The organism is Chryseobacterium sp. JV274 (assembly GCF_903969135.1).
GTDB lineage: Bacteria > Bacteroidota > Bacteroidia > Flavobacteriales > Weeksellaceae > Chryseobacterium.
Genome location: NZ_LR824569.1, coordinates 315,678 through 328,240 on the forward strand (window position 1 = coordinate 315,678; position 12,563 = coordinate 328,240).

Genomic DNA, 12,563 nt, shown 5'->3' on the forward strand with positions numbered 1-12,563 from the left:
ATTATTGAAATGATGCTGTATTAGAATCTTAAAGTCGCTGCAACAGACCACGTTCTTCCAAAACCAAGGAATCCTGTGTTACCATCAGCAATACCCTGATAAACTCTTCCGGTTTCCTGGTAAGTTTTTCCGGCATTTGGGCCGCTGGCAATTTTGTCCCCTGCGAAAATATTGGAGCTTAATTCAGAAATATAATATTTGTTGAATAAGTTGTACACATTCGCTCTCAATGTTAAAGACTTTTTCGCATCAAGTGTGAATTTGTAAGAAGCACCTACGTCAAATAAATTATAACTTGGCAGTTTTACAATTCCTTTTTCTCTTGCTGCTTCAGTAAGGAAGTTGATTGGGTTAAACTGCGCATATAGCTTGTCATAATATTCCCAGTTGGCATCAATACTGAAAGCTTTGGTAATGTTATAATCAACTCCAAGGCTTGCTGTAGTTTGTGCAGCATCTCCCACCTTTAGATCTTTGATATTGATAACTCCTGTAGCTCCTGCCACCTCCTGATTGTTTTGAACATCAAGAATATTGAAATTTGCATTTCCTTTGTACTTCCAGTTCCCCAATGATAACATCCCTCTCAGTCTAAGGTTAGCAAATGGTCTTGCCTTCGCTTCCAGTTCAACACCCTGGTGTATCTGTCCAACGTTCAGTGCGTTGTAGAAATAAGCATTTCCAAGCTGTAATTGTGAGAAGTTGGCTACGTCTGCAGCTCCTGCATTAAAGGTTCTTGAAATAAATCTGTCATCCCACTGCGTTCTGTAGGCATTGATATTTACATCTACATAACGGGATTTGAAACCATATCCTAACTCCACAGAGAAGATTCTTTCATTCTTTGCATCGTTATAGATATTTTGGTTTGAAGGGAACAGAGCATTGAATAATGGCTGCCTTGAAATAACTCCTGTATTGAAAAATACATTATGATGCTCATCTATATTATAGTTGGCACCTCCTTTTACAATATAACCCGTTTTGTGGTACCATTTTGTTTCCTGGTTTCCTGGAGTATACAGCATATAGTCTCTTCTTTTGTAGTACTGTTCAGAAACTGATCCCTGAACGGATGCACTTAGTTTTTCAGAGCTGTATTCAACCATTCCATATAAACCTGCCCATTTTACCAGACCTTCGTTGTGTATAGATACCTTTTGAGCATCCTTAAGTTTAGTAAGAGGTTCCGGTTTTACGGTACTGTTGATATAATAACCTTTTGGAGCGTTTGCCGTACTGGAAACAAATAATGCATCAGATCCCAACATGTCAGTCACAATATCGTAAAGTGCTCCTTTGTAAGTTTTAAGATCAATACCTCCGTTAAAGGTCCAGTTATTTTTTTTGTAATTAAGATCTGCGATTACTCCATACCAGTCATGAGCATTGATACTCTGTTTTCTTACGATACCATTGGTACCGTTCAGTGTAGCCACATATTGTCCGTTATAATCAGTAGGAGAGCCTGCAGGTGCAGTAAAGGTTGATTTCTGGAAAGTGTTTCCGTTATAATCTGTTACAATACCCCCTCTGTTATAGCGGTAAATCATATCCCAGTTGATAGTACCGTCACCGCCTGCACCGTAATTCATAAAATTCATGGTTTGTCCGCTGCCGTTTTTGATAGAACCGTTCAATCCGGTACCACCGCCGCCACGTCCCCATGAACCATAAAGAACGGTAGATAGTTTCAGGTTATCATTCATCGTCCAGTCCCAGTTCAATGATGCAATAGGCTTATGATAGAAGTTAGGAGCCAGATTGAACTGAGAACCATTCAACATCCCTGTCTGAGGGTTGTATCTTCTTCCATACGTATCAAATTGCTGTAGAGTAGCCACATTCGCTCCGGTTGCTGAAGACCTTCTCGTATCATGTACCTGTGGTGCTCCGGTTGCAATTAAATTAAACGCATGCTTTTCATTGGGCTTAAACCCTGTTGAGAAAAACCATGAATAACCTTCTCCTTTCGTTCCGTTGATGTAGCCGTCACCTTGCCAGCGGGAAAGCAATACGGTTGTTCCCCATTTGTTTTTTAAGCCGGAAGAGTACATCGCAGATATTCTGGAGTAGTTATCGTTACCCACTTCTCCTTTGATCATTGCTTTCTGCTCAGAATCTGTAGCTTTGGTCACAATATTGATCGTTCCTCCTACAGAAGGAACTACAAATTTAGAAGCTCCCAAACCTCTCTGAATCTGGATGTTGCTCGCAATGTCTGCCAACCCGGTCCAGTTAGACCAGTATACAGTTCCTCCCTGCATGTCATTCACCGGCTGTCCGTTGATGATCACTGCAATGTTAGCCCCATCGAAACCTCTCATATTGATTCTGCTGTCTCCAAAACCTCCGCCCACTTTGGTAACGTACACGGATGGGGTAGACTTCATAATCTCAGGAAATTCTCTGTTTCCTAACTTCTCCTGAATTTCCGCTGCCTTGATGGTGGAAACTGCAACAGGAGTTTTTCTTTCTTTGGCTGTTTGGGAAAGGTTTCTACCTACCAACATCACCTCATCAATAGATTTTGATTTCTCTAAAGAATCCTTCGTACTCTGCCCGTAATAAAGGGCGGCCGTAGGTAATACAAGCGCTATAATTAGTCGCTTTTTAAAAATAATGCTCATGAAATAAACTAGCGTTTTTGAATTTAAGGCTGCAAAGATGGATAATTATTTTTGAATTAAGTATTAAATCTTCACGAAGTGACTTCCTACTGTGTGCTTGTAATGCATTATTATTCATTTTTTTGAGTGTATTAATTATTTCAGATATTTAATTTACAATTTGTTATAAAAGTGAATTATTATAAACTGGAAATGTATTTAAATGAATAAAATAATTATGCGATTCCTATAAACTTCATCATTGCCTGTCTTTTACTGAATGATTTCAATTATTTTTGATTTGATTTGTATCATTTTTAATATTTTTGCAGATATTATTTGTATCAGTTTCATTTCGTCAGATAACATAAGATTTTCTGCTATTTTAAAAATGTGAAAAAATGACCCAACTCAGTTTATTCGACTCAGAAGATTTATATGAATTTCCAAAAGACCTTCTGGAATACAGAGAACATTTCCTGAATCAGGAAGAAGCTGATAACCTTAAAGATCATCTGCTTGAAACAGCTCCCTGGAAACAACGGACCCAGAAAATGTATGATAAAACGGTTTTGACACCACGCCTAACAGCTTGGTATGGTGATCAGAAAACGGCTTACCCATTGGGAGATGTTGAAGTGGAGAATAATCTCTGGACTCCTGAGCTGTTTTCTTTAAAACAAAGGATAGAAAAAGAGTTTAAATATAAATTCAATTCCGTATTGCTTAATCTCTACAGAAATCAGAATGATTCTGTTGCCTGGCATCGTGATAAGGAAAGCAGATATGGAAAACGCCCGGTAATTGCTTCTTTAAGTTTAGGACAAACCAGAAATTTTGATTTCCGGAAAAAAGATCATCATCAGAGTAAATACAGCCTGCCTCTTCCTCATGGCTCATTACTGATTATGAAAGGAGATCTGCAGGAAAACTGGGAACACCGGATCGCTAAATCTGTAACTTCTATGAAAGAACGTATAAATCTTACATTCCGGCTAGTTCATAAAGAATGAGGTTAATTTATTCCTGAGACAGGTTCTGTTTAAAATTAGTTAGTAAATCCTCCGCGCTTGGGAGATTTCCTAGATTACTTTTAATTCTTTCCAGAAGATCGCTGAATAAAGCTTCTCCGTTTAAGACTTTCAATGAATATTCGAAAGGATATAAAGAAATAACACCTCCGTTATTGTCATATTTTAAGGTCATGAATCGTAAAGGAAATTCCGGAGTTTTATCTCTGTACAGTTTAAATCCAAATTCATGGATCATATAGTATGAAAATGCTATCGTTAGCATCAGTCCAATCTGTTTGTCTTCCTGATCAAATGATTTACAATACTGATAAAATCCTGGTTCTGTAGTAACGGCCTTGTCTATATTGTTAGGGTGGTAGACAGGGTTCTCTATAGCCAGTGTTACTTTATTATCGATAAAAAAGCTGCTTAACATTCTGAATGAACCGTCAACCAGAACATCCTCTGACAAAAGCTCATCTTCAGTATATCTGTTCCTGAAATATTCATCTGTATATATTCCGTCTATTCCTGGACTTTCAGACTGCTGCTGACCAGTTGTATCTGGATTTTTTGAAAAAAATTTTTTGAAGAAGTTCATGGTTATCGTTTCTATAGTGTATCTGACAAATATAAAAAATATTCGTAATCCCAATAAAAAGCAGGATGCATTTTATTTTTCCGTAAAAAAGCTGCACCTTTGCCCAACAATGGGGTGCTACAGATAACGCTGGCTGAGATGATACCCAGGAATATATTTCCACACCTGATCCGGATAATGCCGGCGTAGGGATTGCTTACTTATCATCTCATCATTTGATTTCTAACAATTAATATGATGCAGGACATTTTAAAACAAATTACCTTACCGGAATGGTTTGGAGTCTTATTTTCAGTCATTCAGGTCTTACTGGCCCGTAAAAACAATGTCAATAATTATCTTTTCGGGATTGCAGGTATTCTGCTTACGCTGTATGTGATGCTTACTTCCAAGCTTTATGCTGAGTTTACCTTAAATCTTTATTATCTGGTCATGAGCATCTACGGATGGATGTATTGGAAATTCGGGAAACAAAAATCTGAAATGGAAATTTCTGTTACCTCAACTACCGAAAAATGGATTACCGGAGGAATTGTTTTGGGAACCTTTATCTTATTCTGGTCTTTTCTGACGCATTTTACCGATTCGGATGTCCCGGTTTGGGATTCTCTGGTAAGTGCTTTTGCCTGGGCAGGGATGTGGCTGATGGCAAGACGGAAAATTGAAAATTGGGTGATCCTCAATGTCAGCAATATCATTTCAATCCCTTTAATGATTCATAAAGAATTATATCTGTATGCTGTTTTAACGTCATTCTTATTTTTAGTGGCGATCTCAGGATATATCGAATGGCAAAAAATTATTAAAACCAAAGCGAATGCTGAGTACTAAAGACATCAGACAAGACCTTCAGGGTGCTTCTATAGTTTCTGATAAGGTGATCCAACATATACATGAAGAAGGATGGCTTAAGATCTGGGTACCGAAAAAATATGGTGGCTTGGGTTATCGTTTTGAAGAAGGACTTAAAGCATTATTTGGCTGGGCCGAAACCGATGGAAGCTTTGGCTGGATGCTGACATTGTGTGCCGGAGCCAATTACTTTTCCAGAAATATAAAACCTGAAATTGCTGAATTACTGTTTACCAATTCTAACATTTGTTTTGGAGGAAGCGGAATGGTTGGCGGAACTGCGGAAAAGCAAAATGATAATACCTATATCATCAATGGATTATGGAATTTCGCAACCGGAGCTCCCCATCTGACCCATTTTACGCTGAATGCCAGGATTACAGAAAACGGTAAACCAATAATTGATAACAATGGAAATGAAATCATCCGCTCATTCATAGTTCCTAAAGAGCAGGCTGAAATTATCCCCAACTGGAGATCTATGGGAATGAAAGCCAGCGGGACCTATTCCTTTACCCTTAAAAATCTTATAGTAAGCGAAGATTACAGTTTTGTTTACGATCATTTTTTCACGGATGATATTCTGGACAGCATTCCGTTTCGGGTTTTTGCAGATTTGACACTTTTGGTGAATTATCTGGGAACGGCTTCTCATTTTATTGAAGAAGCAGAACTTATTCGTCCTGAGATCAGTTTCAAAAGTTTTGCAGAGTCTGTTGAAAAGCATTTAAGAAAAGTATTAAGTATTGCCAGAGACATAGAAAATATACTCAGCGATCACAAAGAGATTTCTGATGATCAACAGAATGAGATTCATACTTATGGAACAGAATTAACCAAGCAATTATCCCATCAGATCCTTACTGTTTATATACAGCTGGGAATCAGGGCAACAGATACCAATTCTGCAGTTTATCAGGTATTCTGTGATTATTTTACGGCAGCAATGCATTCCAATTTCAGGCCTTCAGCGGATGATTTAAACTTTTCTTTCTGAAAAATAGGCGGAAAATATTTCTGTGAAAATCCGGAGAATAGTTATTGCTGAGAATTTAAACTTAATATAAATTTAATGTGATTACGATAGCTTTTAGATACTTTTGTACCATCAGTTTTGAGTTCAAAGACGTATTAAAGGATGGATCATTTTAAAGAAATATATTCCGGTTACAAGCACAGGGTGTATTTTTTTGTGGCCAAATACCTTTCGGAAGAAGAAGATATTGAAGAAATTGTTCAGGATATTTTTATGCATGTCTGGAAGTACTTATCCAAAACCAACTCACCTTCAGAAATTGAAGCACTTATTTTTAAATCTGCCAAACAGGAAATCTCCAATTTCTACCGTAAAAGAAAAATGATCTTCGTTCCTCTTGAAAACTTTCCGGAAAATCAGGATGAAGAAAGTGCTGAAATCGAAAAACAGCTACAGCAGGAAGATCAGCTCAAAAAAATAGAAAATCTTCTGGAGCAGGTTCCCGAAAGAAGCCGTGAATTTTTCATCCAAAATAAAATCCAGAATCTCAGTCTTTTTACCATCGCTCAGGAAAATGATATTTCCAAAACAGCTGTTGAGAAGCATGTTAATAAGGTACTGAAGTTTCTGAGATCCAACTTGAGTTTTTTCTTTTAACTTTCGTTTATATTGATAACAAACTTCACTTCAAATCTCTTTCTAAACGGGTGTAAAATTGTCATTGATTACGTCGAATCTTCGATTTCTGACGAAGGAAGAATCTCATATACAGCCTGGATTCTTCATTTCACTGCGTTACATTCAGAATGACAGAGTCATCATAATAAGATAGCAGGATTAATGTAAAATTGTATATAATTATCTTAAATAAAATCAATTTTAACTTTAACCCAATAGCAACCAATATGAACAAATCGTTAAATCAAAAAAATAGAGGTTGACGATTCTACACTTCCTGCGTATTCTCTAATAAAGATCAAAAAGGAGCGTATGGATTTCGACAATCAATGGAAATCAGTTAAAGAAGAAAACCGGAAAATGAAAGATTCGGCAGATCAGCGAATCTGGAATGGGCTTGAGAATAAAATCAGATTCAGAAACCATACAAAAAGGTTTTTGTGGGCTGCGGCTGTTCTTTTGCCCTTATTTACCGTGATGACTCTGTTCTTTACTGAAAATGCTCTAAGCTCTTCATCTCATCAGCAAATGGTTTTCAGAACGGAAACGATGCAAAAGGAATTCACCTTGCCGGACGGAAGTATTATTATCCTGCAACCAGAAAGTGAATTGATGCTGACAGATGATTTCGGAAAGAAAACCAGAAATGTCTCCTTTAAAGGGAAAGCTTTTTTCAGTGTTGCTAAAAATAAAGCGCTGCCGTTTATCATTGATGCCAATGGATTTAAAGTAAAAGTGTTGGGAACTCAGTTTTTGCTTGATCAGAGATCCACAGATAAGAAAGTCTATCTGAAGGAAGGAAAAGTAAAAATTGATTTCAAAGGGAATACAACATTTCTTCTGCCCAAAGAAACCTGGCTTGCTGACAAAGACGGAACCGAGAAACATTTCTACGATCAGGATGTTGTAAGAACATTTGATTTTAATGAAATGAAATTTGGGCAGGCCATTTCTCAACTGGAGAAGACTTACAATGTTTCCATAACATATCCTCAGCATTACAAAGAGAATGTGATAAATGGAGACATCACCGGAGATCTGGATAAAGTTATTAAAACAATAGGGTTTCCATTTAATCTTACTGCAGGAAAACAATCAGCAAATCATATCATTTTAGAAAAATAATGCACCAGTAATTGGGGTTACCGATGCATTGAAAATAAATCAGTCAAATAACAACTAATTTCAGCAAAGCTATGAAAAAAACAACAATTAGCATGATGTTGTTGGGTCTTTTGTGTGCGCCACAGTTTACCTACGCAGAGGCTAACAAATGTTTTCAACAGTCCGTTATTCAGCGGAAAACGCCTTTGATTAAAATCTTTGAAAAACTTTCAAAAGAGCATGGCGTAAAATTCTTTTATTCGGTTTCAGATCTGAAAGATATCCAGGTGGATGAATCTCAGATGAACTATCAGTCATTATCAGCATCTTTAGACTATCTGAAGAAAAATGTCGGTCTGGATTTTAATGTAGATCAGAAAACGGTAACCGTTCGTCTCAATGCAAGAGCGATGGCAAAAATTCAGAGAACCAATGCTCAACAGTCTGCAGAGTATGTAAATTCAATTAAAGACACGGTAAAATCAAGAGAAAAAAATATTGATGAGGTTGTTTTGGTCGGGTATGGGAAGCAGAGTAAGAAAAACAATTCAGGTTCTATTTCTTCCATTGACGAGAAGCAGATGAAAGGAGTGGCTTCCAGTAATTTTGGAGATATTATTGCAGGAAAAGCAACCGGAGTTCAGATTACTCAGGCTAATGCAACGCCGGGAGGTTCACCATCAATAAGAGTAAGAGGTATCGGGACGTTGACAGCAGGGTCCAATCCTTTGATCGTCGTAGACGGGCTTCCATTAACTGAAGGTTCTAACCTGAATGCTATTGATCCTAATTCCATTGCCAAAATTGATATCTTAAAGGATGCTGCCTCTGCCGCAATCTACGGTTCCAGAGGAGCAAACGGAGTAATTATCATTGAAACAAAGCAGGGGAAAAAGGGGAGAATGGCAGTTTCTTTCGATTCCTATTACGGAATGCAGATGAGAAGTGATAATGTGAAACTGGTCAACGCTTATGATATGGCCACTTTTCTGAAGGAAGCCAGAGACAATAATTATCTTTCTAAAGGTAGTAACAGAAGTATTTCCGATAATAATGCCACAAGAATTAGCAAAGGTGCTTCTTTAAGAGAATTAATTCCCGATTATTTGGCTCCTTATCTTGCAAAGCAGCCGGGATTAACAGATACCGACTGGTTGAATACTGTTATGAAACCAGCACCTATCAGTCAGACTTCACTGAATGTTACCGGAGGAAGCGATAAGAGCAAATACGCTTTTACCATAAGCTATTTTAACCAAAAAGGACTGGTCATCGGGACAGATTACGAAAAATTTTCAACCAGTATCAACCTTTCAACTGAACTTACAGATAAATGGAAAGTGGGTGTAACCATGACACCGTCTTATGCAACGGGGACAATCAATGCTGCAGAAAATTCAAGAAGTTACAATCCTTTGCAGATGGCTACGGCAATGTATCCTTTTTTTAAACCTTATAATGATGACGGAAGCCTTGCCATTTCTCAGCAGATTTTGGGAAATACAGCAACGGACGGAGCTTTGGTAGAAAATCCGGTTGCTGTTCAGGAAATGACCAACAGAAAGTATACATTATTTAAAACATTCGGGAATATTTTCACCGAGCTTGAATTGCTGAAAGGTCTGAAATACAGATTGTCTGTAGGCGGAGATTATTCAAATTACGAATATAATTTCTTCGATCCTTCTACCGTGGGAGCGTACAGAGCGGCAGCTCCGGATGTGACTTTTGCCAACAGAACAGAATATATCCGCAAAAATTATTTAATTGAAAACTTACTTTCATTTGATCAGAAATGGGGTTCTCACCGGGTGGATGCCATTGCCGGACAGTCTTTCCAGCAGGAAGATAATACACAGCTTTTAACCGAAGCCACTGCATTTCCAGATAACAGCATCCGAAATATTGCAGGCGGAACTTCATTTAAAAATACATTGACACAGTACAAATGGCGGCTGATGTCTTATTTTACCAGAGTTAATTACACGTTTGACAATAAATATAACCTGATGGCTTCCTATCGTAGAGATGGTTCTTCGCGTTTCGGGAAAAACTCTAAGTGGGGAAATTTCTATGCTTTTTCTGCAGGCTGGACCGTCAGTAATGAAAATTTCTTTCCTGAAAACAATTTCGTAACGGATTTAAAACTCAGATACAGTCTGGGAAGCAACGGAAATAATCAGATTCCTAATTTTGGGGCACTTTCATTGATGAATCCGGATAATTATAATTTTGGTGGAACTTTAATACCTGGTTACACAACGGCAACCGCTCCCAACCCGAATATTTCCTGGGAAAAGTCCAGATCAAACAATTTCGGAATTGATTTTTCTTTGTTTAAGAATATACTGAACATTTCTGCAGATTATTATATCCTGAACAGAGACGGTTTGTTATTGGATGTTCCTGTTCCGCAGCAATCCGGATTCAGTACTTCACTTCAAAATATTGGTAAGATCAAAAATTCAGGATTTGAATTACAGATTGCGTCAAAAACGTTTACTATCGCTAAAGATTTTACGTATTCGGGAAGCTTTAATTTTTCAACTAATAAAAATGAAGTGTTAGCATTGGCCAACGGGCAGAACCAGATTATCACAGGAGAAAATAACTTCTCTGTAACCAAAGTAGGAGGTTCAATTGGTGAAATGTATGGCTATAATATCCTTGGAATCTATAAAACTCAGGAACAGATCAACAATTCGCCACACATTACCGGAACAATGGTAGGAGATTATATTATGGAAGATCTGAATGGTGACGGAAAAATTGATACCAACGATAAAAGAAGTTTTGGAAGCGGTGTTCCGAAATACATTCTCGGTTTCAATAATAACTTCAGGTATGGACTTTTTGAATTAAGCTTTTCATTGTACAGCGAAATTGGTAAGAAAATCTATAATGCTGATGCGGTCACCACTTTAGAATCAGGAGAAGGGTTCGGAATGGCTTCTCAATACTATTTTGATAACCGTTATAATGCAGTAACAAATCCTGATGGTTTTTTTGGGATGCCGAATATGAACTTTTCCAACAACAGAAAAGAGGCCAGAACTTCAAATTTATACTTTAAAAATGCAGATTATGTAAGATTAAGATCGCTTCGTGTGGCTTTTAATTTCCCTAAATCTATGCTTCGAAATATCGGGATAGAAAACGCACAGATCTATCTGGTAGGAAACAATCTTTTCACCCTGTCAAAATACAAGGGAATGAATATCGATGCCACTTCAGATAATGTTCTTACACAGGGATTTGATCAGGCTTACTATCCGGTCGCTAAAATTTATTCTATGGGCTTTAACCTTAAATTTTAAAATCATGAAAAAAATATTCATTACAATATTCAGTATTTCGGTGATGTGCTCATGCTCGTCTGATCTTTTGGATGTGAACCCTGAAGCGCAGAAAGTATCATCACAATTTTATACCAATTCCTCTGAAATTGAGCAGGGTATCATCTCAGTGTACAGCGCTCTTCAATACACGGGACAATATCAGCTGGCAATGCCGGCTTTCGGAGAATTGCCTTCAGATAACACCTATGATGAGGTTCCTGCCAATGATTCTTTTACATATGGTGAAATGGATTTTTTCACGATTCAGCCTAATAACAGTCTTATTGCAAGTGCATGGAAGGATCATTATATCGGTATTCAGCAGGCTAATATTATTCTTACCAGAATTGGAAAAATTCCTGATATGACTGATGCTCTGAAGAATACAAGAATTGGCGAAATGAAATTTCTTCGCGCATTGATGTATTTTAACCTCGTAAGAATTTATGGTGATGTTCCATTGGTTTTAAAAGAAACTACAAATGTTAACGATTATTTCGGACAGGCAAGAACTCCTGTTGCAGAGGTGTATTCTGCCATAGAAAAGGATTTGAAAGAAGCTATTGATCTTTTACCGGCAACGACCTCGCAAAAGGGAAGAGTGACTAAAGGAGCGGCATTGGGAATTATGGGAAAAGTGCTTCTGACACAAAAGAAATTTGGTGAATCATTGACTTATTTAAATCAGGTTGAATCTTTAGGCTACCAGCTTTTGCCTGACGTCAATAAAATTTTTGATGTCACCAATGAAAATAATGCTGAAATTGTTTTTGATGTACAGTTTACTTCCGGGTTGAATGGAAATTCGGAAGGAAGTACGGCATTTCAAATGTTCAGCCCTTCCGGATCGGTTTCGGGAGCGAAAGGACACAATCTTCCCACCAAAGAAGTCTACAATCTTTATTCAGCCGGAGATACCAGACGTTCTGCCTATATTGGTCTTACTTCAAACGGAATTCCTTTCAGTAAGAAATTGGTGAAAACATCCAATACCATTGCAGATGGAGGAAGCAATTTTGTGGTGCTGAGATTAGCCGATGTTTTCCTGATGATGGCAGAGTGTTTTGCAGAGCAGAATGACATTGCTAATGCCAATTTATATCTGAATAAAATTAAAACCAGAGCAGGAATTGCTCCCGTAAACCTTTCAACAAAAGATCTTCTGCTTAATGAAATTGATCGTGAAAGGAGACTTGAATTTGTAGGAGAGGGCCACCGTTGGTTTGACCTTTTAAGAACCGGAAAGGCTATTTCTGTGATGACTGCTCATTTTACTAATAATGCAGGTTACAGTACTGCACAGATCAAACCTCATCATCTTCTGATGCCGGTTCCACAGGGACAGATCAATACAGACCCTGCCATTAAACAAAATCCCGGATATTAATTAAA

Annotated in this window: 9 protein-coding genes and 1 riboswitch; of the genes, 7 read left to right on the plus strand and 2 right to left on the minus strand. The window is 37.7% G+C overall.

Annotated elements, in window-relative coordinates; translation table 11 throughout:
• Positions 1 to 20 precede the first annotated feature (20 nt).
• Positions 21 to 2,630 (minus strand): TonB-dependent receptor, encoded by a 2,610-nt coding sequence (locus CHRYMOREF3P_RS01455; RefSeq protein ID WP_180563670.1) that lies wholly within the window; start codon positions 2,628 to 2,630, stop codon positions 21 to 23.
• Positions 2,631 to 3,010: 380 nt separating this feature from the next.
• On the opposite strand from CHRYMOREF3P_RS01455, the gene CHRYMOREF3P_RS01460 reads away from it, so the two are divergent.
• Complete coding sequence (locus tag CHRYMOREF3P_RS01460; RefSeq protein WP_180563671.1) at positions 3,011 to 3,622, plus strand: alpha-ketoglutarate-dependent dioxygenase AlkB family protein; 612 nt, start codon at positions 3,011 to 3,013, stop codon at positions 3,620 to 3,622.
• A 7-nt stretch (positions 3,623 to 3,629) separates the two neighbouring features.
• Here CHRYMOREF3P_RS01460 and CHRYMOREF3P_RS01465 read toward each other — a convergent pair whose 3' ends face one another.
• Entirely contained in the window at positions 3,630 to 4,223 is a 594-nt protein-coding gene (locus tag CHRYMOREF3P_RS01465) for a hypothetical protein (RefSeq protein WP_180563672.1), read from the minus strand.
• A 100-nt stretch (positions 4,224 to 4,323) separates the two neighbouring features.
• Positions 4,324 to 4,432: riboswitch (TPP riboswitch) on the plus strand.
• Between the two features lie 25 nt (positions 4,433 to 4,457).
• Between CHRYMOREF3P_RS01465 and pnuC the strand changes: the two genes are divergently transcribed.
• The 6 genes from pnuC to CHRYMOREF3P_RS01495 all read left to right on the plus strand — a co-directional run bounded on the left by pnuC (position 4,458) and on the right by CHRYMOREF3P_RS01495 (position 12,558).
• A complete protein-coding gene (gene pnuC / locus CHRYMOREF3P_RS01470) occupies positions 4,458 to 5,054 on the plus strand; it encodes a nicotinamide riboside transporter PnuC (RefSeq protein ID WP_077417728.1) in 597 nt (198 codons plus the stop codon).
• On the plus strand, positions 5,041 to 6,072 hold the full coding sequence (locus tag CHRYMOREF3P_RS01475; protein WP_180563673.1) for a hypothetical protein: 1,032 nt from the start codon (positions 5,041 to 5,043) through the stop codon (positions 6,070 to 6,072). Before pnuC ends, CHRYMOREF3P_RS01475 begins: the two co-directional genes overlap by 14 nt.
• A gap of 141 nt (positions 6,073 to 6,213) precedes the next feature.
• A complete protein-coding gene (locus CHRYMOREF3P_RS01480; RefSeq protein ID WP_180563674.1) occupies positions 6,214 to 6,708 on the plus strand; it encodes an RNA polymerase sigma factor in 495 nt (164 codons plus the stop codon).
• A 333-nt stretch (positions 6,709 to 7,041) separates the two neighbouring features.
• Positions 7,042 to 7,854 (plus strand): FecR family protein, encoded by an 813-nt coding sequence (locus tag CHRYMOREF3P_RS01485; protein WP_077417722.1) that lies wholly within the window; start codon positions 7,042 to 7,044, stop codon positions 7,852 to 7,854.
• A gap of 71 nt (positions 7,855 to 7,925) precedes the next feature.
• Positions 7,926 to 11,150, plus strand: a complete 3,225-nt coding sequence (locus tag CHRYMOREF3P_RS01490) for a SusC/RagA family TonB-linked outer membrane protein (RefSeq protein WP_180563675.1) — start codon at positions 7,926 to 7,928, stop codon at positions 11,148 to 11,150.
• A 4-nt stretch (positions 11,151 to 11,154) separates the two neighbouring features.
• Positions 11,155 to 12,558, plus strand: a complete 1,404-nt coding sequence (locus CHRYMOREF3P_RS01495; RefSeq protein WP_232538937.1) for a RagB/SusD family nutrient uptake outer membrane protein — start codon at positions 11,155 to 11,157, stop codon at positions 12,556 to 12,558.
• Positions 12,559 to 12,563 lie beyond the last annotated feature (5 nt).